16 protein-coding genes and 1 pseudogene are annotated in these 24,026 nt (G+C 61.5%); 15 read left to right on the top strand and 2 right to left on the bottom strand.

What is annotated here, in order from left to right:
• The first annotated feature begins 64 nt into the window (after positions 1-64).
• The 5 genes from ACZZ0K_RS22225 (at position 65) to ACZZ0K_RS22205 (ending at position 9,662) form a co-directional block, all read left to right on the top strand.
• Entirely contained in the window at positions 65-2,515 is a 2,451-nt protein-coding gene (locus tag ACZZ0K_RS22225; protein WP_041477535.1) for a glycogen/starch/alpha-glucan phosphorylase, read from the top strand.
• A 251-nt stretch (positions 2,516-2,766) separates the two neighbouring features.
• Positions 2,767-6,348 carry a DUF2339 domain-containing protein gene (locus tag ACZZ0K_RS22220; RefSeq protein ID WP_258707473.1) on the top strand — a complete coding sequence of 1,194 codons (3,582 nt, stop codon included), beginning with the start codon at positions 2,767-2,769 and terminating at the stop codon, positions 6,346-6,348.
• On the top strand, positions 6,345-7,709 hold the full coding sequence (locus tag ACZZ0K_RS22215; protein WP_252879275.1) for a DUF3999 domain-containing protein: 1,365 nt from the start codon (positions 6,345-6,347) through the stop codon (positions 7,707-7,709). The genes ACZZ0K_RS22220 and ACZZ0K_RS22215 overlap by 4 nt, the downstream gene beginning before the upstream one ends.
• 336 nt (positions 7,710-8,045) lie before the next feature.
• Complete coding sequence (locus ACZZ0K_RS22210; RefSeq protein ID WP_016772098.1) at positions 8,046-9,056, top strand: class 1 fructose-bisphosphatase; 1,011 nt, start codon at positions 8,046-8,048, stop codon at positions 9,054-9,056.
• A gap of 3 nt (positions 9,057-9,059) precedes the next feature.
• Positions 9,060-9,662: a DUF924 family protein gene (locus ACZZ0K_RS22205; protein WP_252885164.1), complete on the top strand. Its 603-nt coding sequence runs from the start codon at positions 9,060-9,062 to the stop codon at positions 9,660-9,662.
• A gap of 107 nt (positions 9,663-9,769) precedes the next feature.
• On the opposite strand, the gene ACZZ0K_RS22200 is transcribed toward ACZZ0K_RS22205, so the two are convergent.
• Positions 9,770-11,662: a methyl-accepting chemotaxis protein gene (locus tag ACZZ0K_RS22200; RefSeq protein WP_463559343.1), complete on the bottom strand. Its 1,893-nt coding sequence runs from the start codon at positions 11,660-11,662 to the stop codon at positions 9,770-9,772.
• A 281-nt stretch (positions 11,663-11,943) separates the two neighbouring features.
• Here ACZZ0K_RS22200 and ACZZ0K_RS22195 point away from each other — a divergent pair, with 281 nt between their 5' ends.
• Together ACZZ0K_RS22195 and ACZZ0K_RS22190 are read left to right on the top strand one after the other, a co-directional pair.
• Positions 11,944-12,198, top strand: a complete 255-nt coding sequence (locus ACZZ0K_RS22195; protein WP_016772095.1) for a hypothetical protein — start codon at positions 11,944-11,946, stop codon at positions 12,196-12,198.
• Positions 12,199-12,227: 29 nt separating this feature from the next.
• Positions 12,228-12,797 carry a lipocalin family protein gene (locus ACZZ0K_RS22190; RefSeq protein ID WP_016772094.1) on the top strand — a complete coding sequence of 190 codons (570 nt, stop codon included), beginning with the start codon at positions 12,228-12,230 and terminating at the stop codon, positions 12,795-12,797.
• A gap of 86 nt (positions 12,798-12,883) precedes the next feature.
• Here ACZZ0K_RS22190 and ACZZ0K_RS22185 read toward each other — a convergent pair whose 3' ends face one another.
• Positions 12,884-14,248, bottom strand: a complete 1,365-nt coding sequence (locus tag ACZZ0K_RS22185; protein ID WP_463559338.1) for a formimidoylglutamate deiminase — start codon at positions 14,246-14,248, stop codon at positions 12,884-12,886.
• 146 nt (positions 14,249-14,394) lie between these two features.
• Here ACZZ0K_RS22185 and hutC point away from each other — a divergent pair, with 146 nt between their 5' ends.
• From hutC to hutH, 8 genes and pseudogenes are all read left to right on the top strand, one after another.
• Positions 14,395-15,105 (top strand): histidine utilization repressor, encoded by a 711-nt coding sequence (hutC, locus tag ACZZ0K_RS22180; protein ID WP_162803449.1) that lies wholly within the window; start codon positions 14,395-14,397, stop codon positions 15,103-15,105.
• Positions 15,102-15,671 (top strand): HutD/Ves family protein, encoded by a 570-nt coding sequence (locus ACZZ0K_RS22175; protein ID WP_463559336.1) that lies wholly within the window; start codon positions 15,102-15,104, stop codon positions 15,669-15,671. Before hutC ends, ACZZ0K_RS22175 begins: the two co-directional genes overlap by 4 nt.
• Before the next feature lie 474 nt (positions 15,672-16,145).
• Positions 16,146-17,834: a urocanate hydratase gene (gene hutU / locus ACZZ0K_RS22170; protein WP_016772090.1), complete on the top strand. Its 1,689-nt coding sequence runs from the start codon at positions 16,146-16,148 to the stop codon at positions 17,832-17,834.
• Positions 17,835-17,982: 148 nt separating this feature from the next.
• Positions 17,983-19,454, top strand: a pseudogene (locus ACZZ0K_RS22165) (purine-cytosine permease family protein).
• Between the two features lie 71 nt (positions 19,455-19,525).
• The gene (locus ACZZ0K_RS22160; protein ID WP_460094343.1) at positions 19,526-20,494 is read left to right on the top strand and encodes an ABC transporter substrate-binding protein; all 969 of its coding nucleotides are present in this window, start codon (positions 19,526-19,528) and stop codon (positions 20,492-20,494) included.
• A 70-nt stretch (positions 20,495-20,564) separates the two neighbouring features.
• Entirely contained in the window at positions 20,565-21,416 is an 852-nt protein-coding gene (locus tag ACZZ0K_RS22155; protein ID WP_016772087.1) for an ABC transporter permease, read from the top strand.
• Entirely contained in the window at positions 21,413-22,243 is an 831-nt protein-coding gene (locus ACZZ0K_RS22150) for a quaternary amine ABC transporter ATP-binding protein (protein WP_016772086.1), read from the top strand. Before ACZZ0K_RS22155 ends, ACZZ0K_RS22150 begins: the two co-directional genes overlap by 4 nt.
• 184 nt (positions 22,244-22,427) lie before the next feature.
• Positions 22,428-23,951 carry a histidine ammonia-lyase gene (gene hutH, locus ACZZ0K_RS22145; RefSeq protein WP_463559334.1) on the top strand — a complete coding sequence of 508 codons (1,524 nt, stop codon included), beginning with the start codon at positions 22,428-22,430 and terminating at the stop codon, positions 23,949-23,951.
• Positions 23,952-24,026: the final 75 nt, after the last annotated feature.

Genomic DNA, 24,026 nt, shown 5'->3' with positions numbered 1-24,026 from the left:
GAGCCGTTACCGCCGGTCAGACCGTCTAGGCTCAGAAAATTCCCGCTCGCTCGAGGTCCTGTTGATGACTCAAGAACCACTAGTTCGCGAAGCAGAGGTGGCCGCGTTCCGCGACGCCGTCCTGACCAAACTCACCTACGCCGTGGGCAAAGACCCCGATCACGCCTTCGACCATGACTGGTTCGAAGCCATTGCCCTGGCTGCGCGTGATCACATGGTCGAACACTGGATGGACCACACCCGGCAGATCTACCGCAAAGGCCAGAAGCGGGTTTATTACCTCTCGCTGGAATTTCTCATCGGCCGCCTTCTCTACGACAGCCTGAGCAACCTTGGGCTGCTCGACGTCGCCCGTGAAGCGTTGACCGAACTGGGCGTCGATCTGGAGCGCATCCGCTTGCTGGAGCCTGACGCGGCGCTCGGCAACGGCGGCCTCGGTCGGCTCGCGGCGTGCTTCATGGAAAGCATGTCGACCCTCGGCATCGCCGGCCATGGCTATGGCATTCGTTATGAGCATGGCTTGTTCCGTCAGGCGATCGTCGATGGCTGGCAACAGGAGCAGACCGAACACTGGCTGGATTTCGGCAACCCTTGGGAATTCGAACGGCCGGAAGTGGCGTACCCGATCGGCTTCGGCGGCAGCGTCGAAACCGTCACCGATGCCTCCGGCAAGACTCGTCAGGTCTGGTCGCCGGCGGAAACCGTGCGCGCAATTGCTTATGACACGCCCGTGGTCGGCTGGCGCGGAGCGAGCGTCAACACTCTGCGCCTGTGGCGTGCCCGCGCCATGGAAGACCTGCACCTGGAACGCTTCAACGCCGGTGACCACCTGGGCGCCGTGGCGGAAGTGGCCCGCGCCGAGAGTATCTCCCGCGTCCTTTATCCGGCCGACAGCACCGAAGCCGGGCAAGAGCTGCGCCTGCGTCAGGAATACTTCTTCGTCGCCGCTTCGCTGCAGGATCTGCTGCGCCGTCACCGCAACATGCACACCTCGGTGCTGACCCTCGGTGATCACGCGGCGATCCAGCTCAACGACACTCACCCCTCGATTGCAGTGGCCGAGCTGATGCGCCAACTGGTCGACGTCTACGACGTCGCGTGGGACGCAGCATGGCAAGTCACCGTCGACACGCTGTCGTACACCAACCACACGCTGCTGCCGGAAGCACTGGAAACCTGGCCGGTCGGGCTGATGGAACGCATGCTGCCACGGCACATGCAGATCATTTACCTGATCAACGCGCAGCACATCGATTCGCTGCGGGCCAAGGGCATTCACGACTTCGACGTGCTGCGCGCGGTGTCGCTGATCGAAGAAGACAACGGCCGCCGGGTGCGCATGGGCAACCTCGCGTTCCTCGGTTCCCACAGCGTCAACGGCGTGTCCGGTCTGCATACGCAGTTGATGCGCAAAACCGTATTCGCCGAACTGCACAAGCTCTACCCGGAGCGGATCAACAACAAAACCAACGGCATCACGTTCCGCCGCTGGCTGTATCAGGCCAACCCGGAACTGACCTCGATGCTGATCGACGCTCTCGGCCCGGATGTGCTCGACCATCCCGAAGAGCGCCTGCTCGAACTTGAACCGTTCGCCGAGAAAACCGCCTTCCGCAAAGCCTTCGCCGAGCAGCGGTTGCACAGCAAGAAGGCGCTGGCCTATCTGATTCACGAGCGCCTCGGGATCGCGGTCAACCCGGCAGCGATGTTCGACGTGCAGGTCAAACGTATTCACGAGTACAAACGTCAGTTGCTCAACCTGATGCACACCGTGGCGTTGTACCAGGCGATTCGTGCCGAGCCGGAAGTCGACTGGGTGCCACGCGTGAAGATCTTCGCCGGTAAAGCGGCGGCGAGTTACCACCAGGCCAAGCTGATCATCAAACTGACCAACGACATCGCTCGGGTGGTGAACAACGACCCGACCGTGCGCGGCCTGCTGAAAGTGGTGTTCCTGCCCAACTACAACGTCAGCCTGGCCGAAAGCATCATTCCGGCGGCGGATTTGTCCGAGCAGATTTCCACCGCCGGTTTCGAGGCGTCGGGCACCAGTAACATGAAGTTCGGCCTCAACGGCGCGCTGACCATCGGCACCCTCGACGGTGCCAACGTGGAAATGTGCGAGCGCATCGGTGCCGAGCACATGTTCATCTTCGGTCTCAGCGCGCAACAGGTTGAAGCGCGCAAGCAGAACCACGAGTTCAGCGCCGTACCCGACATCGCCGCCTCCCATCGTTTGAACGATGTGCTGCAAGCGATTCGCAGCGGTGTGTTCTCGCCGGACGATACCTCGCGTTATACCGGGCTGATCGACTCGTTGATCGACTATGACCGCTTTCTGGTCTGCGCCGACTTCGATTCCTACTGGGAAGCGCAGAAGCGTGTCGATGCGCACTGGCACGACTCGCAGAACTGGTGGCGTTCGGCGGTGCTCAACACCTCGCGGATGGGCTGGTTCTCTTCCGACCGGACGATTCGCGAGTACGCCACGGATATCTGGAAAGCGCTGGAGTAACTTTCCCCGACAAATCTGCGCAAGGCCCAACGTTTGTTGGGCCGGATCGATATACTGAGCGCCGGTTAAAAGGCATCAATCACCGCCGTACCCTGTGGGAGCGAGCCTGCTCGCGAAGCGATCGTCGACTTAAACAGAAATGTTGGCTGACAATCCGCCTTCGCGAGCAGGCTCGCTCCCACACGGTTTGTGCCTAGACTGAAGCCATCGCCGGACTCGCCCCGCCCCGGGGCTCCTTAGGGATATCGACCATGCAATGGATGTTCATGTTGATCGGGCTGGTGCTCGGTGGACTGCTCGACGAGTCGTTCAGTGGCGCGCTGTTGGGTGCGCTGCTGGGGCTGGTCATCGGCCAGATGCTGCGCATCGCGCGCCTTGGCTCGCAGGCGGCGGAGCAGCAGCGTCAACTCGAGCAGGTGCGCGAAGCCTTGCAAGGCGTGGCTCAGCGGCTGTTTGTGCTGGAGGGTTCGCCCTCGCATGCGCCCGCGCCGTCACCTGAAGCCGAGCCAGTCGCCGCACCCGTCGACATGGCTGAGCAGGCTGCCCCGACCACTGAGCTGATCTGGGAACTGCCCCCCGAACTCGAACCGATCTCCGCCGTCGCCCGCGAAACCAGCCAGCCGCTGCCGGCCGATGTCTGGCGCGCCGAACCGGCTCCCGTTGCACCAACGCAAAAACCCGCCGAACCCCGTGGCCCGAACCTGATCGAGCGCGGCATCAGCGCTGCGCGCAACTGGCTGTTTGGCGGCAACACCGTGCTGCGCGTCGGTGTGGCGCTGCTGTTTTTCGGTCTGGCGTTTTTACTGCGTTACGCCACCGAAGGCATGGTGGTGCCGATCGAGTTGCGTTACGCCGGTGTTGCGGCAGCGGCGTTCGCCTTGCTTGCGCTGGGCTGGTGGCTGCGCCGACGCAACAGCAACTATGCATTGATGCTGCAAGGCACCGGGATCGCGGTGTTGTACCTGACGGTGTTTGCGGCGATGCGTCTGCATCCGTTGCTTGATCCGTCCGCTGCACTCGGTTTGCTGGTCGCGGTGACGGTGTTCTCGGCCATTCTGGCGATCACTCAGGATGCACTGGGGTTGGCCGCAGCGGCAGCGTTGGGCGGTTTCGCCGCGCCGATTCTGACTTCTACCGGCGAAGGCAATCACGTCGCACTTTTCAGTTATTTCGCCTTGCTCAACGCCGGCATTCTCTCCATCGCCTGGTTCAAGGCCTGGCGCCTGCTCAACCTGATCGGTTTTGTCGGCACCTTCGGTATCGGTTTCGCCTGGGGTCTGCGTTCCTACACCCCGGAACTGCTGTGGAGCACCGAGCCGTTCCTGATTGTGTTTTTCCTCATGTACCTCGCCATCGGCCTGCTGTTCGCCCGGCGCAAATTGCGCGACCTGCAGGATGCTCCGGCGGAGGCTGATCGCGAGGCGCTGCTGCAATGGTCGGCCCGCAAGGGTGATTATGTCGACGGCACCCTGCTGTTCGGCCCGCCGATCATTGGCTTCGGTTTGCAGTTTGCGTTGGTCCAGCACCTCGAATTTGCGGCAGCGTTCAGTGCCTTGGCGCTGGGCATGATCTATATGGCGCTGGCCAAAGTTTTGATGGGCGGGCGCGCGATGCTGCTGGGCGAAACCTGCCTGGCGCTGGGGGTGATTTTTGCCAGCCTGGCGATTCCGCTGGGGCTCGATGCGCGCTGGACGTCTGCGGCGTGGGCCGTGGAAGGCGCAGGAATTTTCTGGCTCGGGTTGCGTCAGCATCGACCGTTTGCCCGGGCCTTTGCCTTACTGCTGCAACTGGGTTCGGCACTGGCGTTTCTCAGCCAGTTGCAGCCCGGCGAGAGCAGCCTGCTCGACGGCGCACCGCTGGGCGCGCTGATGCTTGGCGCCGCGCTGCTGTTCAGTTTCCTTCAACTGCGCAAGGCTACGCCCGAGCAGACATCGCCGTGGGAAAGGCAAGGCCTGCCGCTGCTGGCGTGTCTGGGCCTGACGTTCCTTTATCTGCTGGCACCGTTGTTCCTGTTCATCCAGGGCACGGCAATCAGTTGGGCCTTGGCCGGGTTGGCGACTTTGTTCGTGGGCTTGCGGATTCAATCACGCACATTCCTGTTTACCGCGTTCGCCGTGCAGTTGCTGGGCGGCGCGTTGTTCCTGCTGCGCCTGCAAACTGCCGGCGAAGATTCGGCGGCGGTGTTCAGCGCTGGCTGGAGCGGTTTGCTCAATGCGTCCTTGATCGGACTGGCCTTGATTGGCGGCATGCTGCTGGCAGCGCGGAATGAGATGGTGCGCGACGATGTGCGCCTGCTGCGCGGCTTGTCGGTGGTGTTGCTGGCGGGGTTGGTGCTGATCAATCTGGCGGTGCTGTTCGTGCTGCCGTGGCAAACCGCGAGCGCGGTGTGGGCGGCCAGCGGTTTGCTGATCATCTGGCTGAGCCTGTACCTGCAACAGCGTCTGAGTTTCGTTTTCGGGCTGCTGTTGCAGGTGGTCGGCGGCGCAGCGTTTCTGCTCGCCGGCCCCGAATGGCTCGGGCCGCTGTCCAGCGAAGGACTGAAACCGTTGGCCCATAGCGGCTTCTGGACGCCGCTGGTGCTGGGGCTGGCCGCGCTGATCGGCGCGTGGCGCTTGCAATTGGGCAACCATGCCACGGCTTTTGATGCCTTGAGTTTGCAGCGCTTGTCGCAAGTGCTGCTGGTCTGGGGCGCCGGTTGGTGGACGCTGGCGTGGGTCGGCGAGATCCTGCGTTTCGCCTCGCCGAACCTGCAAGGCACATTGTTGCTGCTGGTCGCTGCGATCAGTGGGGCGCTGTGGACGGTGTTGTCGTTGCGCCTGAGATGGCCGGCGCTGGGCTTGCTCTGCACTTTGCTGATTCCGGCGGCGGCGCTGATTCTGCTCGGCGCGTGGCATGCACGCTATCACCCGGCTGCCGACTTCGGCTGGCTGGCGTGGCCGGCGCTGTTCGCGGTGCATTACTTCAGCCTGCGCCGCTTGGCTTCGCTGTTGCCGGCGCGCGCATTGAGCGCGGCCCATGTGTTCGGTTGCTGGCTGTTGATTGGCGTGCTGGCGCTGGAGTTGTGTTACGGCCTGCTGTTGTTGTCCGAGCAGTACAACGCGTGGCGCTGGCTGGGCTGGGCGATTCTGCCGAGCCTCTATCTGTTGCTGATGGCTGCACCGCGCAACTGGCCGTGGCCGGTGTCCGCATTTGCCCGCGAGTACCGCTTGTACGCAGCGGCACCGCTGGCGGTGCTGATGCTGGCGTGGTTCTGGCTGGCCAATGGCGTCAGCGATGGCAATGCCGAACCATTGCCTTACGTGCCGCTGCTCAACCCATTGGAGCTGGGTCTGCTGTTTGCGCTGTTCGGCGTTTATGCCTGGTCGCGCAGCGCCGTCGCGCAACTGTCGATCCGTCAGGATCATGCCGACAAGGCTACGCAACTGATCGCCGGGGTTTCGCTGTTCGCCTTCTGCACCGCGCTGGTCACCCGCGCGGCGCATCACTGGGCCGGCATCCCGTTCGAGCTTGATCAACTGCTCGCGTCGATGCTGGTGCAGGCCGGCCTGTCGATCGTCTGGACGTTGATGGCGCTGGGGCTGATGATCGGCGGCCATCTGCGCCATCGCCGCGAAGTGTGGCTGATCGGCGCGGCGCTGATCGCGCTGGTGGTGGCCAAGCTGATTTTTGTCGAACTGAGCAACCGTGGCGGCCTCGCCCGGATCGTCTCGTTTATCGGCGTTGGCGTGTTGCTGCTGGTGGTCGGCTACTTTGCGCCGCTGCCACCCAAACGCGTCGAGGCTGAACCGGCGGCGGACAAACCCGCGCCGGAAACCGAAGGAGTTGCATCTTGAGTCGCATGCTGAATCTGGGTTGGTTGGCGCTGGGCGTGGTGATGGTCGCTGGTGCTCAGGAAAAACCGGCGGACTTCGCCACGCAAGTGCCGTTGACGGTGAGCGGCAATGGCCCGTGGTATCGCCTCGACTTGCCGCTGAGCGCGCAATTGCAGGCGCGCCAGACCGATCTCAGCGACCTGCGTGTGTTCAACGCCGCCGGCGAAGCGCAGGCCTACGCCTTGGCTCGCGAATCGGCGCAGACCCGCGACGACGGCAAGCTGCACGAGGTCAAATGGTTCCCGCTGTACAACGCCGCCGACGCCAGCGAGCGCGCGCCGAATGTGCGCGTGCAGTCGACCACCAACGGCACCCTGGTCGAAGTGCAACCGTCCTCGCAACTGGAGGCGGGCGAAGAAGTGCTGCGCGGCTGGCTGCTCGATGCCAGTGCGATCAAGGCACCGTTGCAGCAGTTGATCCTCGACTGGACCAGCGAGCGCGACGGTTTCCAGCGTTTCAGCATCGAGGCCAGCGACGATCTGCAGCACTGGCAGTCATGGGGCGAGGGCCAGGTGGCACGGCTGACCTTTTCCGATGAGCGCATCGAACAGCACGAAGTGACCCTGCCGGGGCAGACCGCGCGCTATGTGCGCCTGCTGTGGGAGTCGCCGGGTTCGGCGCCCGTCCTGACGTCGGCGCAATTGAAAAGCAGCGACCCGCGCAACCTGCCGCTGCCTTTGGTCTGGTCGCCCAGCGTGGCCGGCAGCAGCACCAAGTCCGGGGAATACATCTGGCAGTTGCCGATGGGGCTGAATGTCGAGCGGGTGCAGATCGAGCTGAAACAGCCGAACAGTCTGGCGCCGGTCACGTTGGCCGGCCGGCGCGAGAGCAACTTGCCGTGGCAGCCACTGAGCAGCGGTTTGCTGTATCGCCTGAGCCAGAACAATCAGGACGTGGTCCAGAACGAAATCCCGCTGTCCGGGCAGACCGTGCAGCAACTCAAGCTGACCGTGGATGAGCGCGGCGGCGGGTTGGGTGAGCAGGCGCCGGACCTGAAATACGCGGTGCGCGCCACGCAAGTGATCTTCCTCGCCCGGGGCGAAGGGCCGTACAGCCTGGCCTTGGGCAATGCCACGGTGAAAACGGCGAACCTGCCGCTGGCAACGTTGATTCCGGATTTCAAGCCAGAAAAGCTGGCGAGCCTGGGCAAGGCGACGGTGCAGGACGAAGCGAAGGCCACGCAAACTTCGGCGGCGACGACGGCTGCGGTGGCCGGGACCAACTGGAAGAAGTTCGGCTTGTGGGCAGTGTTGCTGCTCAGTGTGGTGTTTCTCGGGGCGATGGCGTTCAGCCTGTTGCGCAAACCGCCAGCCAATACCTGAGCATGGCCGGCGCTGCGCGCCAATCGCTGGCAAGCCAGCTCCCACAGTGACTCGGTCGTTCACATATTTTGTGTACACCACACATCCTGTGGGAGCTGGCTTGCCAGCGATGGCGGCCGGTCAAACAACAAAATCATCAAACTGCCGCTATCACTCAACCACCACCCGCCCCATTTCCAACTACGCTCAAGCCGACACCTGAACTCTCCACCGACAATCACGTCTCATACAGGCAAATACACCCAGGCGCACGTTAGCCGGCGTCTTCGCTCGCTAGGTTTTCAGACTCCCTGTAAACTGCGCGGGTTTTCCGCCCCCATTCCACCGGAGCCGTCCATGTCCCGCGTTACCTTGAGTCGCTATTTGATTGAGCAGACCCGCAGCAACAACACTCCTGCCGATCTGCGCTTTTTGATCGAAGTGGTGGCGCGTGCCTGCAAGGAGATCAGCCACGCCGTGTCCAAAGGCGCCCTGGGTGGTGTTCTGGGCAGCATGGGCACCGAGAACGTGCAAGGCGAAGTGCAGAAGAAGCTCGACGTGATCTCTAACGAGATCCTCCTCGAAGCCAACGAATGGGGCGGTCACCTGGCCGGCATGGCGTCCGAAGAAATGGACAACGCCTACCAGATCCCGGGCAAATACCCGAAAGGCGCGTACCTGCTGGTGTTCGACCCACTGGACGGCTCGTCGAACATCGACATCAATGCCCCGGTCGGCACGATCTTCTCGGTACTGCGTTGCCCGAACGAGTACCTGAGCCAGAACGAGCCGCTGAACGAAAAAGCGTTCCTGCAGCCAGGCACCCAGCAAGTGGCCGCCGGTTACGCCATCTACGGCCCGCAGACCATGCTGGTGCTGACCTTGGGCGACGGCGTCAAAGGCTTCACCCTGGACCGCGAAATGGGCAGCTTCGTCCTGACTCACGAAGACATCACCATCCCGGAAACCACCCAGGAATTCGCCATCAACATGTCCAACCAGCGCCACTGGGAAGCCCCGGTACAGCGCTATGTCGGCGAGCTGCTGGCCGGTGAAGAAGGTCCGTTGAAGAAGAATTACAACATGCGCTGGGTCGCGGCGATGGTTGCTGACGTCCACCGCATCCTGACCCGTGGTGGTCTGTTCATGTACCCGCGCGACAGCCGCGAGCCGTCGAAACCGGGCAAGCTGCGCCTGATGTATGAAGCCAACCCGATGTCGTTCCTTGTCGAACAAGCCGGCGGCGCGTCCACCGACGGTCACCAGCGCATTCTCGACATCCAGCCGGAAGGCCTGCACCAGCGCGTTGCAGTGTTCCTCGGTTCGAAAGAAGAAGTCGCCCGCGCCACGGCCTACCACAAGGAATAAACCATGCACGCGCCCTGGCAGCCGTTGCTCGACTGGTGGTTCGGACACGCCGAATCAGCCAGCGAAGTAGCGGCCGAAAAGGGCAAGTTGTGGTTCGGCAAGCGAAACAGCCAGGACCTCGAAGCGCAGACGCGTTTCGGGGTCTTTGTCGATCAGGCCCTGGCCGGCGAATTGACTGAGTGGACGCAATGTCCCGAAGGCTGGCTGGCGGTAGTGCTGCTGCTCGATCAGCTGCCGCGCATGATCTATCGCGACACTCCCAAAGCCTTTTCCGGTGATCTGCGCGCACAGAAGCTTGTCGCGCAAGGCATTGCAGCGGATTTCGATCGGCAGTTGAAACCGATTCAGCGTGTGTTCATTTATCTGGTGTTCGAACACTGCGAAAACCTCGCGGTGCAGAACGAAGCCGTTTCCAGATTTATTGAATTGGTGGCTGAACAGCCAGAGTCGGAGCGGGCGGTGTTTGCCGATAACCTGGACTATGCCGAGCGGCATCGGAAGGTGATTGCCCGGTTTGGCCGGTTTCCGCATCGCAATGCGGTGTTGGGGCGGGAGTCTACGTCTGAGGAATTGGAGTTCCTGTCCAGGCCCGGCTCAAGATTCTGAATCTTCAGTGCGGCTTATGCCGCTTTCGCGAGCAGGCTCGCTCCCACAATTGAAATGCATTCCACTGTGGGAGCGAGCCTGCTCGCGAAGAGGCCTGAGGCTGCAGCTTAGATCCTGAAGCTGCCGACCAGATGCTTCAACCGCGCCGCCTGCTGCTCAAGGTCCGAACACGCGCGCAACGTCGCCTGCAAGTTCTCCACGCCTTCCTGATTCAGCGTGTTGATCTCGTTGATATCAACGTTGATCGACTCGACCACGGCGGTCTGTTCTTCGGTCGCGGTGGCTACCGACTGGTTCATGCCGTCGATTTCGCCGATGCGCTGGGTCACGCTGCCCAGACGCTCGCCGGCCTGGTTGGCGATGCCGACGCTGCTTTCGCTCTCGCGCTGGCTCTCGGTCATGATGGTTACCGCCTGGCGTGCGCCGACCTGCAGCTCTTCGATCATCTTCTGCACTTGCTGCGCCGAATCCTGGGTGCGGTGCGCGAGGTTGCGCACCTCGTCAGCGACCACGGCGAAACCGCGTCCGGCCTCACCGGCACGCGCGGCTTCAATGGCGGCGTTGAGTGCGAGCAGGTTGGTCTGCTGGGAAATGCTGGTGATCACTTCGAGAATCTGGCCGATGTTCACCGTGTTGCTGTTCAGCGTTTCGATATTGCCGCAGGAATCGCTGATCTTCGCCGACAGTTGTTGCATGGCGTGGATGGTTTTATCCACCACCTGCTGGCCGTCGACCGCGAGGCTGCGCGCATCGCTGGAATGCTGCGAGGCGAGCGCGGCGTTCTGGGCGATTTCCTGAGCGGCGGCGCCGAGCTGATTGATCGCGGCGGCGACGCTGTTGGTGCGGCTGGCCTGCTGGTCGGAGTTGTACATCGACGAGTTCGAGGCAGCGACCACACGCAGGGCGACTTCGTTGACCTGGCCGGTGGCCGAGGACACTTCGCGGATCGACGTATGAATGCGTTCGACGAAGCGGTTGAACGACGTACCCAATGCGCCGAATTCATCGTTGCCGTGAATCACCAGACGCTTGGTCAGATCGCCTTCGCCTTCAGCGATGTCATGCATCGCACGGCCCATGGTCAGCAGCGGTTGCATCAGCACGCGAATCAGCATGCCGAGCAGGCCGATGATGATCAACACGGCGATGACCATGGCGATCAGTGCCGAGGTGCGGAATTCGCTGAGCATCGAGAACGCGGTGTCTTTGTCGAGCACCAGCGCCACGTACCAGTCAGCCGATGGCACGCCGTTGACGTGGGTGAATGAGATCAACTGGGTCTTGCCGTCGAACTCGACTTCTTTCAGGCCCGGGCTGACTTTGGGCGCACCGTTCGGATAAGCCTCGGCCAGTGTTTTGAGCACCAGCTTGCTGTCCGGGTGAATCAGGATTTTCCCTTCGGCGCTGACAATGAATGCATGACCGTGGCCGCCGAAGTTCAGCGAGTTGATGATCGCGCTGACGCTGGTCAGATCGATGTCGGCACCGGCGACGCCGAGCATTTGGCCCTGACGCTGCACCGGGGTGGCGACGGTGATCACCAGTTTGCCCGACGAAGCGGCTATGTACGGTTCGGTGACGATGGTCTGCTGCGCGCTGTTGGCCGCTTTGTACCAGCCGCGCGCCCGTGGATCGTAGTCCGGCGCACGGTTGCCGGCCGGCACCGAGAACATCACGCCGTCGGCACCGCCAAAATAGCTGAGCTGGAAATTGCCGGTGTAGGCGGGCAGGTCGATGATGCGCTTGAGGCTGGCGGGCGCGTTGCCGTCGACGGCGACTTGCTGCGACAGCGATTGCAGCAGTTGAATGCGACTTTCCAGCCAGGTCTGGATGTTGCTGGTGGTCAGGCTACCCAGTTCCTGCATGGTCGCTTCGGTGCTGCTGCTCAATGCCTGACGCTGGCGATAGTCGTTGAAGAGGATGAAACAGACGAACGCAACGGCCACCACAAGGGCAGCAGCCAGCAAAATCTTGTGGCTGAATTTCATGTTTCTGGTCATCGAATGAACTACCGCGAAGGGGCTGGTCAGGAAAGGGCGGCAATTTGCCATATTCGGCAGCGTTGCGCTGCTCTTATTTCGACCGCGCCGCGCCAAAGATTAGGCGCTTGTGGGGAAAGTCGACGAAATGCTCGACGGCTTCACAAAGTTTTTGATTTACCGACAAAAGCCGGACGGGCGGGCTGATAAATAGGCGTTCGGTCACGGAACCAGATGACACTTTTCTCTTCTAAGCTTCTGGTTGGCACCATGCCATCCCCCCTCGTTCCAGGAGTTTCACCATGTCGCTGCGATCTATCGCCCTGCTGTCGTTTTGCGTGCTGTTGGCCGCATGCAGCAAGGTCAATCAGGAAAACTACTCCAAGCTCTCGGCCGGCATGGCCAAGTCCGAAGTGGAAACCCTTCTCGGCAAGCCCACCGATTGCTCGGGCGCGCTCGGTATGTCCAGCTGCACCTGGGGCGACAAGAACAGCTTTATCAGCGTGCAATACGCCGGTGACAAAGTGCTGATGTTTTCCGGCCAAGGCCTGAAGTAAACCGGGGCTTCGCGCCCACGGAGAAAAAAATGAAGCGGTTATTGCTGATCCTTTTTGCTGGCCTGGTACTGGCTGGCTGCGCCACTTCCGGCGTCGACCCGTTGGCGCCCAAGACCGTCAACAGCGTCAATCTCAAGCGTTATCAGGGCACCTGGTATGAACTGGCACGCTTGCCGATGTACTTCCAGCGCCACTGCGCGCAATCCGAAGCCCATTACACCCTCAAGCCTGACGGTAATGTCGGCGTGCTCAACCGTTGCCTGACCCCGGAGTGGCAGTGGGAAGAAGCCAAGGGCACGGCTTATCCACAAGTGCCGGGCAAGACCGACAAGCTCTGGGTCGAATTCGATAACTGGTTCTCGCGCCTGGTGCCGGGTGTGGCGAAGGGCGAGTACTGGGTGTTGTATGTCAGCGACGATTACAAGACCGCCATCGTCGGCGATCCGAGTCGCAAGTACTTGTGGCTGCTGTCACGCACACCGACCGTCAACGGTGTAGTGCGTGAAGAATTGCTGAGCAAGGCGCGTCAACAGGGTTACGACACCACACGCCTGATCTGGCGCGCGTCGGATCGGCAGATGGCCAAGACGTCTAATTAAGAGCGAAAAGATCGCAGCCTTCGGCAGCTCCTACATGAGAATGCATTCGTGTAGGAGCTGCCGAAGGCTGCGATCTTTTGCTTTTCTTACCCTAAAAGATCGCGCAGGACCTGGGTGAAGGCTCGGGCGCTTTCCTCTTCGCCAGCATGCCGGCCATCGCGCACCACCCATTGACCATTGACCAGCACATCGCGCACCTGGCGATCGCCGCCGGCGAACAACCAGCGATTGAGAATCCCGTCGCCATTGGCCGTCGCCAGATACGGATCGTTGCCATCGAGGACAATCCAGTCCGCGCGCTTGCCCACTTTCAGCGCACCAATCGGTTGCCCCAACGCTTGCGTGCCGCCGTCCAGCGCGGCGTCATATAGTGTGCGACCGACCATCGGCTGCTGCGCGCCATACAAGCGATTGCGCCGCTGGTCACGCAGACGCTGGCCATATTCCAGCCAGCGCAATTCTTCCACCACGCTCAGCGACACATGGCTGTCGGAGCCAATGCCCATGCGCCCGCCCTGGGCAAGAAAGTCCACCGCCGGGAAAATCCCGTCACCCAGATTCGCTTCAGTGGTCAGGCACAGCCCGGCGATCGCGCGACTGTTGGCCATCAGCGTGACTTCTTCCGGGTTGGCGTGGGTGGCGTGGACCAGACACCAGCGCTGATCGACTTCAGTGTTCTCGTACAGCCATTGCAGCGGACGACGACCGCTCCAGCTCAGGCAATCGTCGACTTCCTTTTGCTGTTCGGCGATGTGTATGTGCACCGGGCATTGTTTGTCACTGGCCGCCAACACTTCGCTGATTTGTTGTGGCGTCACCGCCCGCAGCGAGTGGAAACACAGGCCCAGCGATTGCGCCTTTTGCTGCGCCAGTAATGGCTGCAACCGCGCTTGCAGATTCAGATAGTTTTCAGTGCTGTTGATAAAGCGACGCTGGCCATCGTTTGGCGTCTGCCCGCCGAATCCGGAATGACTGTAGAGCACTGGCAGCAGGGTCAGACCGATGCCGCTTTCGCTGGCGGCCTGGCTGATACGCAAAGCCAGTTCGGCAGGATCGGCATACGGCTGGCCGTTGCTGTCGTGGTGCACGTAGTGAAATTCGGCGACCGAGGTGTAACCGGCCTTGAGCATTTCGATGTACAGCTGACGGGCGATGATGCCGAGCTGATCCGGGCTGATTTTTCCGACGAGGCGGTACATCAGATCGCGCCAGGTCCAGAAACTGTCGTTGGGGTTGCCGGCCACCTCGGCCAATCCAGCCATGGCACGCTGGAAGGCGTGGGAGTGCAGATTGGGCATCCCCGGCAGCAACGGCCCGCGCAGCCGCTCGGCTTCGTCTGCGCTGGAATCGGCCTGGATTCGGGTCAGCAGGCCATCGGCGCTGACCTCGAGACGTACATTTTTGGCCCATCCGTTAGGCAGCAGTGCGCGTTCGGCAAAGAAGGCGGACATCGTTCGGCACCCCATCGTGTGTTATTTGTATATACATATACAGACGTTTGCCTGCCCGGTAAACTCCGGCAAGCTAGTCACTTTCATCCAATGAACAGGGATCAACCGTGCCGACTCCGCCTCCAGTTTCTCCGTTGGCCGCGAACATGGGCGACAGTCCGGCGCCCTTGTACGCCCGCGTCAAACAGATGATCACCCAGCAGATCGACAGCGGTAATTGGCCGCCGCACTACCGCGTGCCGTCCGAAAGCGAGCTGGTCAGCCAGCTCGGCTTCAGTCGCATGACTATCAACCGCGCCCTGCGCGAGATGACCGCCGACGGCCTGCTGGTGCGCATGCAAGGCGTGGGCACGTTTGTCGCCGAACCGAAGAGCCAGTCCGCGCTGTTCGAAGTGCACAACATTGCCGACGAAATCGCCTCGCGCGGGCATCGCCACACCTGTCAGGTCATCACCCTCGAAGAAGAGGCCGCCGGTTCCGAACGCGCGCTGGCGCTGGACATGCGCGAAGGCCAGAAGGTCTTCCACTCGCTGATCGTGCACTACGAAAACGACATCCCGGTGCAAATCGAAGACCGTTTCGTCAACGCTTTGGTCGCCCCGGAATACCTCAAGCAGGATTTCACTCTGCAAACGCCCTACGCCTATCTCAACCAGGTCGCGCCGCTGACCGAGGGCGAACACGTGGTCGAAGCGATTCTTGCCGAGCCGTCGGAGTGCAAGTTGCTGCAGATCGAAAAGGGCGAGCCGTGTCTGCTGATCCGTCGGCGGACTTGGTCGGGGCGTCAACCGGTGACGGCGGCACGTTTGATTCACCCGGGTTCCCGCCATCGTCTGGAAGGGCGCTTTCACAAATGAATGAGATAAAGGTTTTACGCGCCGAAGGCTACCCGCGCATGCCGTGGAAAAACGGCGGCGGCAGCACCGAGGAAATCACCCGTGATGCCGGCGCTGGCCTGGACGGTTTCGGCTGGCGCCTGTCAATTGCCGACATCACCGAATCGGGCGGTTTCTCGACATTCGCCGGTTACCAGCGAGTGATCACCGTGTTGCAGGGCGACGGCATGACCCTGTGCGTCGACGGTGACGCTACCCGCCCACTGTTACCGCTGGACCCGTTCGCCTTCAGCGGCGAAAGTCGGGTGTCCTGCACCTTGCTCGGCGGTGCGATTCGCGACTTCAATCTGATCTACGCGCCGCAATGTTACAGCGCGCGGTTGCAGTGGTTGGCCGGCGAGCAGCGGTTCTTCAGTTCGGCATCGACAGTGCTGGTGTTCAGTGTCAGTGAGCTGATGGACGTGCGTGTAGGCGACGGCGTTTCACAGCTCGGTCGGCATGATTGCCTGCAGCTGGACGGCAACAGCGGGCTGGTCGAAGTCTCCACCAACGCCGCATGCTGCGTGATCGAACTCCTCCAGAACTGAACACACCCCTGTGGCGAGGGGATTTATCCCCGCTGGGTCGCGAAGCGGCCCCATTCTTGATAAAAAAGCGGTCTGCTGCGCAGCCCAGCGGGGATAAATCCCCTCGCCACAAAAGCCATCCCCACTCTTGTTTCCCTCCACGCACCAACTTGTTACCGAACGCCCCAGCGTGGCGCAAACCCACGCTGACCTGGCCCAGCCGCATCTCCCCGGAATCTCCTGCCGGAAAATTTCATTCACGCCAGAACCCCCGATTCAGGCGCTCTCCAGCCCTACCCCTGATTTTTCCTGAACACTCCTCCAACAAGTTGGCCGCTTGATTGCATATGCTTGTATGTACAAGTAAAGACGTATGCGTATGAGTCGTTCGAGACTCTCTGCAGCGTCCACTGATTCGCTTGTCGCGCAGCATAGCGCGCAGGCTGCTGCCCACTGCCAGGGTTGGTTTGAATTGATCGCTGAGGAGTCTTTTTCGTGACTGACAATACCCAGAACAGCAACAAGTTTCGTGACGTGCAGATCCGCGCCGCACGCGGTAACACGCTGACCGCCAAGAGCTGGCTGACTGAAGCGCCGCTGCGCATGCTGATGAACAACCTCGACCCGGAAGTTGCCGAAAACCCGAAGGAACTGGTGGTCTACGGTGGCATCGGTCGCGCCGCGCGCAACTGGGAGTGCTACGACAAGATCGTCGAGAGCCTGACCAACCTGAATGACGACGAAACCCTGCTGGTGCAGTCGGGCAAGCCGGTCGGCGTATTCAAGACTCACAGCAACGCACCGCGCGTATTGATCGCCAACTCCAACCTGGTGCCACACTGGGCGAGCTGGGAACACTTCAACGAACTCGACGCCAAAGGCCTGGCCATGTACGGCCAGATGACCGCCGGCAGCTGGATCTACATCGGCAGCCAGGGCATCGTTCAGGGCACCTATGAAACCTTCGTCGAAGCCGGGCGCCAGCATTACAACGCTGACCTCAAGGGCCGCTGGGTGCTCACCGCCGGCCTCGGTGGCATGGGCGGCGCGCAACCGCTGGCCGCCACCCTGGCCGGCGCCTGCTCGCTGAACATCGAATGCCAGCAAGTCAGCATCGATTTCCGCCTGAAGAGCCGTTACGTCGATGAGCAAGCCAAAGACCTCGACGACGCTCTGGCGCGTATCGACAAATACACCAAAGAAGGCAAAGCGATTTCCATCGCGCTGCTCGGTAATGCGGCGGAAATCCTCCCGGAACTGGTCAAGCGCGGCGTGCGCCCGGACATGGTCACCGACCAGACCAGCGCCCACGATCCGCTCAACGGCTACCTGCCGGCCGGCTGGAGCTGGGACGAATACCGCGCCCGCGCCAAGACCGAACCGGCCGCTGTGATCAAAGCCGCCAAGCAGTCGATGGCGGTGCATGTGAAAGCCATGCTGGAGTTCCAGAAGCAAGGCATTCCGACCTTCGACTACGGCAACAACATCCGTCAGATGGCTCAGGAAGAAGGCGTCGAAAACGCTTTCGATTTCCCGGGTTTCGTGCCGGCCTACATCCGTCCGCTGTTCTGCCGTGGCATCGGCCCGTTCCGTTGGGCGGCGCTGTCGGGTGATCCACAGGACATCTACAAAACCGACGCCAAGGTCAAAGAGCTGATCCCGGACGACGCGCATTTGCACAACTGGCTGGACATGGCCCGCGAGCGCATCAGCTTCCAGGGTCTGCCGGCACGTATCTGCTGGGTCGGTCTGGGCCAGCGCGCCAAGCTCGGTCTGGCCTTCAACGAAATGGTCCGTAGCGGTGAGCTGTCGGCACCCGTGGTGATCGGTCGCGACCACCTCGACTCCGGCTCGGTGGCCAGTCCCAACCGCGAAACCGAATCGATGCAGGACGGCTCCGACGCCGTGTCCGATTGGCCGCTGCTCAACGCACTGCTGAACACCGCCAGCGGCGCGACCTGGGTCTCATTGCATCACGGCGGCGGTGTCGGCATGGGCTTCTCGCAACATTCGGGGATGGTGATCGTCTGCGACGGTACCGATGAAGCCGCCGAGCGCATCGCTCGCGTGCTGCACAACGACCCGGCTACCGGCGTCATGCGCCATGCCGATGCCGGTTACCAGATCGCCATCGACTGCGCGAAAGAGCAGGGGCTGAATCTGCCGATGATCACTGGCGGGTAACACGCTCTGGTTTTATGTGGGAGCGAGCCTGCTCGCGAAGGCGTCGTGTCAGTCGCTACTGCTGTGCCTGATACACCGATTCGCGAGCAGGCTCGCTCCCACAGAGGAATTTCAGTGAACCCGAATAGCAATCCACAGAGGTTGAATCATGGCGGTTAACAACGAACGTGCAGGCAGTACTCCGTTGATCGAAAGGCGTTCGATCGACTACATCCCGGAAGCGGAAAGACACGGTCGTCTGTTCAGTCAGTTCACCCTGTGGATGGGCGCCAATCTGCAGATCACTGCGATCGTCACCGGGGCCTTGGCCGTGGTGCTTGGCGGTGATGTGTTCTGGTCGTTGATCGGTCTTTTGATCGGCCAACTGCTCGGCGGTGGTGTGATGGCGCTGCATGCCGCGCAAGGACCGAAACTGGGCCTGCCGCAGATGATCTCCAGTCGTGTGCAATTCGGCGTTTACGGCGCTGCGATTCCGATCGTGCTGGTGTGCCTGATGTACCTCGGCTTCACCGCCACCGGAACGGTGCTGTCCGGGCAAGCGCTGGGCCAGTTGTTCGATGTCAGCGACAGTGTAGGCATCCTGATTTTCGCCAGCGTCATCGTGCTGGTCACGGTGCTTGGCTACCGGGTAATCCACTGGATCGGCCGCGTCGCCAGTGTGATTGGCGTGATCGCTTTCGTATTCCTGTTCTGGCGGCTGATGAGCCAGACCGACGTCGGTGCACTCCTGCAAATCCGCCACTTCAGCTGGAGCAGCTTTCTGCTGGCGGTGTCGTTGGCGGCGTCCTGGCAGATCGCTTTCGGCCCGTATGTGGCGGACTATTCACGCTACCTGCCGAGCACCACTTCATCGGTGAAAACCTTTTCGCCGCTGGCGCAGGTTCGGTGATCGGCGCGCAAGTCGCGATGGTTCTCGGTGTATTTGCCGCCGCGTCGGCCAACGGTCAATTCGCTGGCCATGAAGTCGCCTACATCGTCGGCCTCGGCGGTACCGGCGCCACTGCCGCGCTGCTGTATTTCAGCATCGCGTTCGGCAAGGTGACCATCTCGACGCTGAACTCCTACGGCAGCTTCATGTGCATCGCCACCATCATCAGTGGCTTCAAAGGGCACCTGACGGTGACCCGCATGCAGCGGCTGGTGTTCGTGCTGTTCATCGTCGGCGCGGCAACCCTGATTGCCCTGCTCGGGCAGCACTCGTTCCTCGGTGCGTTCAAGTCGTTCATCCTGTTTCTGCTCGCCTTCTTCACCCCGTGGAGCGCGATCAATCTGGTCGACTACTACTGCATCACCCGCGAGCGTTACGACGTGACGGCGCTGGCCGATCCGGACGGTCGCTATGGCCGCTGGAACCTGCTCGGTATCAGCGTCTACGTGTTCGGCGTGCTGGTGCAATTGCCATTCATCTCGACCAAGTTCTACACCGGCCCACTGGTGGCCGCCCTCGGTGATGTCGACATTTCCTGGATCATCGGCCTGGTGCTGCCGGCCGCCGTCTATTACTTCTGCGCAAAGAAATGGCACAGCGCAGTGCCCGACCGCCTGATTCTGCCGGTCGAGCAGAACAGCACCCTACAAGCAAAAACGAGCGGGGCCGGTCGCGCTGCGGCGCAGGCCTGATCTGGACGTGGACCAGGCTGGATGCCTCTTGAACTGCCGTAAGCCCATTCATGATTAGGAGCGTCACGACAATGAAATCGAACAAGACCCTGCTGACCACATTGCTGTCCATGGGCCTGTTGGCCAGTGCCGGCGCGACGCAAGCCGCCGGCTGGTGCGAATCGGGCAAACCGGTGAAATTTGCCGGGCTGAACTGGGAAAGCGGCATGCTCCTGACCGACGTGCTGCAAGTGGTGCTGGAGAAAGGTTACGGCTGCAAGACCGACAGCCTGCCGGGCAATTCCATCACCATGGAAAACGCCCTGAGCAGTAACGATATTCAAGTGTTTGCCGAAGAGTGGGTCGGCCGCAGCGAGGTCTGGAACAAGGCCGAGAAGGCCGGCAAGGTCGTCGGCGTCGGTGCACCGGTGGTGGGCGCTGTCGAAGGCTGGTACGTGCCGCGTTACGTGATCGAAGGCGACGCCAAGCGCAAGCTCGAGGCGAAAGCCCCGGAGCTGAAAAACATCGCTGACCTGGGCAAGTATTCCGCCGTGTTCAAGGACGCCGAAGAGCCGTCCAAGGGCCGCTTCTATAACTGCCCGGCCGGCTGGACCTGCGAGCTCGACAACAGCGAAATGCTCAAGAGTTATGGCCTGGAAAACAGTTACACCAACTTCCGCCCAGGCACAGGACCTGCGCTGGATGCGGCGGTGCTGTCGAGCTACAAGCGCGGCGAGCCGATCCTCTTCTACTACTGGTCGCCGACCCCGCTGATGGGCCAGATCGATGCAGTCAAACTGGAAGAGAAACCCGGCGTCGACAAGACCGTCAGCATCAAGGTCGGCCTGTCGAAAACCTTCCACGACGAAGCCCCGGAACTGGTCGCCGTGCTGGAAAAGGTCAACCTGCCGATCGACCTGCTCAATCAGAACCTCGGCCGCATGGCCAAGGAACGCATCGAGTCGGCAAAACTGGCGAAAATCTTCCTCAAGGAACATCCTGAAGTCTGGCACGCATGGGTGAGCGACGACGCAGCCAAGAAAATCGACGCGGCCTTGTAGGTCAGGTTTCCCCGGCTGCCAGCCACGGCAGCCGGACGCTTGATCGCAACCCCTTGATTGAGAGTCCCTTATGTTTCCCGAAAGCTTTACCTTTTCCATCGCCGACTGGGTCAACGGTTGGGTCGATTCGCTGGTGACCAACTACGGCGACGTGTTCCGGCATATCTCCGACACGCTGTTGTGGGCCATCGTCAGTCTCGAAGGTTTGCTGCGTGCGGCGCCGTGGTGGTTGATGCTGGCAATCGTCGGTGTCATCGCCTGGCACGCCACGCGCAAAGTCGTGACCACCGCCGTGATTGTCGGTCTGTTGTTTCTGGTGGGCGCGGTCGGCCTCTGGGACAAACTCATGCAGACCCTGGCGCTGATGATGGTCGCGACGATCATTTCGGTGCTGATCGGCATCCCGTTGGGGATTCTCTCGGCGCGTAGCAATCGCCTGCGTTCGGTGCTGATGCCGCTGCTCGACATCATGCAGACCATGCCGAGTTTCGTTTACCTGATTCCGGTGCTGATGCTGTTCGGCCTGGGCAAGGTGCCGGCGATTTTCGCCACGGTGATCTACGCCGCGCCCCCGCTGATTCGCCTGACCGACCTTGGTATTCGCCAGGTCGACGGCGAAGTCATGGAAGCGATCAATGCCTTCGGCGCCAACCGCTGGCAGCAACTGTTCGGCGTGCAACTGCCGCTGGCGCTGCCGAGCATCATGGCCGGGATCAACCAGACGACGATGATGGCCCTGTCGATGGTGGTGATCGCCTCGATGATCGGCGCCCGCGGCCTCGGTGAAGACGTGCTGGTGGGGATTCAGACCCTCAACGTCGGCCGTGGTCTTGAAGCCGGGCTGGCGATCGTGATTCTCGCGGTGGTCATCGACCGCATTACTCAAGCGTACGGTCGGCCACGCCACGAGGTGAGCAAATGAGCAACGCAAGCGTGAGCAAGATCGAAGTGCGCAACGTCTTCAAGATTTTCGGCAACCGCGCCAAGGATGCGCTGGCCATGGTCGGCCAGGGCAAGAGCAAGGATCAGGTGCTCAACGAAACCGGTTGCGTGGTCGGCGTGAACGACTTGTCGCTGAGCATCGGCACCGGTGAAATCTTTGTGATCATGGGCCTGTCCGGCTCGGGCAAATCCACCCTGGTGCGCCACTTCAATCGCCTGATCGATCCTACCAGCGGGGCGATTCTGGTCGATGGCGAGGACATCCTGCAGTACGACATGGACGCCCTGCGCGAATTTCGTCGACACAAGATCAGCATGGTGTTCCAGAGCTTCGGTCTGCTGCCGCACAAGACCGTGCTCGATAACGTCGCCTACGGCCTGAAAGTACGTGGCGAAAGCAAGCAGGTCTGCGCCGAACGCGCGCTGCACTGGATCAACACCGTCGGTCTAAAAGGCTACGAAAACAAATACCCGCACCAGCTCTCCGGCGGCATGCGTCAGCGCGTCGGCCTCGCCCGTGCATTGGCGGCGGACACCGACATCATCCTCATGGACGAAGCGTTCAGTGCGCTGGATCCGTTGATCCGCGCCGAGATGCAGGACCAGTTGCTGGAACTGCAAAAGACCCTGCACAAAACCATCGTCTTCATCACCCACGACCTCGACGAAGCCGTGCGCATCGGCAATCGCATCGCGATTCTCAAGGATGGCCGGTTGATCCAGGTGGGCACGCCAAGAGAGATCCTGCATTCACCGGCCGATGAGTATGTCGACCGGTTCGTGCAGCGGCGCGCGGCGGTGGTCTGAGACTGAGTGGCCTTTGTGGCGAGGGGATTTATCCCCGTTCGGCTGCGAAGCAGTCGTAAAACCGGCCACTGCGGTCTGTCTGACGGATTTGCGGGCATGGTTTGGGGCGGCTTCGCCACCCAACGGGGATAAATCCCCTCGCCACAGGGTTACTTGCATCAACAGAATTGGTATGAGGTTTTAGATGTCCCAGGCTGAAAAAATCGTTATCACAGGCAGCCCTCTGCGTTGGCAGGACGTGGTCGCCGTTGCCCGGCACGGTGCGCCACTGGAACTGTCCAGCGAAACCTGGGCGCGCCTCGATAACGCTCAGGCCATCGTCCAGCGCATCGTCGCCAGCGGCGAGCGCGCCTATGGCGTCAACACCGGTCTGGGCGGTCTGTCCAACGTCTCGCTGCAGGACGAACAGCTCAGCCAACTCTCGCGCAACACCTTGCTCAGCCATGCCTGCGGTGTCGGCCCGGTGCTCAGCGACGAGCAGACCCGCGCAATCATCTGCGCTGCGATCCACAACTACAGCCACGGCAAGTCAGGCCTGCATCGGCGTGTGGTCGAAGGGCTGCTGGCGCTGCTCAATCGCGGCATCACCCCGCAGGTGCCGTCGCAGGGTTCGGTGGGTTACCTGACGCACATGGCGCACATCGGCATCGCGCTGCTCGGCGTTGGCAATGTCAGTTATCGCGGGCAGATCATTTCGGCGCAACAGGCGCTGGCCGAAGAGGGCCTGCAACCTGTGCAGCTCGGCGCGAAGGATGGCTTGTGTCTGGTCAACGGCACGCCCTGCATGACCGGCCTCAGTTGCCTGGCGATTGCCGATGCTACGCGGCTGTTGCAATGGGCCGATGTCATTGGTGCGATGAGTTTTGAAGCCCAGCGCGGCCAGATCGATGCCTTCGATGCCGAGATCATTGCGCTCAAGCCGCATCCGGGCATGCAGCAGGTCGGCGAAAATCTGCGTGCATTACTCGATGGCAGCGAAGTGATCGCCGCAAGCAAAGGCATTCGCACTCAGGACGCGCTGAGCATCCGCTCGATCCCGCAGGTCCACGGCGCCGCGCGTGATCAATTGGAGCACGCAATCAAACAGGTGGAAGCCGAACTAAACGGCTGCACCGACAACCCGTTACTGCTCGGCACACCGGACAATTTCCGGGTGATGTCGCAGGCCAACCCGCACGGTCAATCCGTGGCGATGGCGGCGGATCTGCTGGCGATTGCCATGGCCGAAATCGGCTCGATTGCCGAGCGCCGTCTGGACCGTTTGGTCAATCCGCACGTCAGCGGTCTGCCGGCGTTTCTGGTGGCCAATCCCGGGGTCAACTCGGGGATGATGATCGTGCAATACGTCGCCGCCTCGCTGTGTGCGGAAAACCGTCAATTGGCGCAACCGGCGGTACTCGACAACTACATCACCTCGGGCCTGCAGGAAGATCACCTGAGCATGGGCACCAACGCCGCGCTGAAGCTGCATCGCGCGCTGGAAAACTGCACGCAGATCCTCGCGATTGAATACCTGCTGGCGGCGCAGGCGTTTGAATTCCTCAAGGAACAGCGCTTTGGCGTGGGCACTGACCGCGCGTGGAAACTGCTGCGCGAAACGGTCCCCGCCTACGATCAGGATCGCTGGCTGGCGCCGGATATCGCTGCCGCTGCGACCGTGCTGAAAGACCCGAATCTGCCGCACAACGTTCTACCGAATTTGCACTGACAACTACCCATACCAGCGTGCCAAGGCGTGGATCGTTCACAAGACGAGAAACGACGGATAACGGAATGCTCCGGA

This window comes from Pseudomonas sp. AC255, from assembly GCF_979258175.1.
Note: the sequence above shows the minus strand (reverse complement) of the source record. Positions and strands in the feature narration are given on the sequence as shown.

Bases quoted from the DNA above. Each gene is read 5' to 3' on its own strand.
- ACZZ0K_RS22225 (WP_041477535.1), top strand. From the start codon at position 65: ATGACTCAAGAACCACTAGTTCGCGAAGCAGAGGTGGCCGCGTTCCGC.
- ACZZ0K_RS22220 (WP_258707473.1), top strand. From the start codon at position 2,767: ATGCAATGGATGTTCATGTTGATCGGGCTGGTGCTCGGTGGACTGCTC.
- ACZZ0K_RS22210 (WP_016772098.1), top strand. From the start codon at position 8,046: ATGTCCCGCGTTACCTTGAGTCGCTATTTGATTGAGCAGACCCGCAGC.
- ACZZ0K_RS22205 (WP_252885164.1), top strand. From the start codon at position 9,060: ATGCACGCGCCCTGGCAGCCGTTGCTCGACTGGTGGTTCGGACACGCC.
- ACZZ0K_RS22200 (WP_463559343.1), bottom strand. From the start codon at position 11,662: ATGACCAGAAACATGAAATTCAGCCACAAGATTTTGCTGGCTGCTGCC.
- ACZZ0K_RS22195 (WP_016772095.1), top strand. From the start codon at position 11,944: ATGTCGCTGCGATCTATCGCCCTGCTGTCGTTTTGCGTGCTGTTGGCC.
- ACZZ0K_RS22190 (WP_016772094.1), top strand. From the start codon at position 12,228: ATGAAGCGGTTATTGCTGATCCTTTTTGCTGGCCTGGTACTGGCTGGC.
- ACZZ0K_RS22185 (WP_463559338.1), bottom strand. From the start codon at position 14,248: ATGTCCGCCTTCTTTGCCGAACGCGCACTGCTGCCTAACGGATGGGCC.
- hutC (WP_162803449.1), top strand. From the start codon at position 14,395: ATGGGCGACAGTCCGGCGCCCTTGTACGCCCGCGTCAAACAGATGATC.
- ACZZ0K_RS22175 (WP_463559336.1), top strand. From the start codon at position 15,102: ATGAATGAGATAAAGGTTTTACGCGCCGAAGGCTACCCGCGCATGCCG.
- ACZZ0K_RS22160 (WP_460094343.1), top strand. From the start codon at position 19,526: ATGAAATCGAACAAGACCCTGCTGACCACATTGCTGTCCATGGGCCTG.
- ACZZ0K_RS22155 (WP_016772087.1), top strand. From the start codon at position 20,565: ATGTTTCCCGAAAGCTTTACCTTTTCCATCGCCGACTGGGTCAACGGT.
- ACZZ0K_RS22150 (WP_016772086.1), top strand. From the start codon at position 21,413: ATGAGCAACGCAAGCGTGAGCAAGATCGAAGTGCGCAACGTCTTCAAG.
- hutH (WP_463559334.1), top strand. From the start codon at position 22,428: ATGTCCCAGGCTGAAAAAATCGTTATCACAGGCAGCCCTCTGCGTTGG.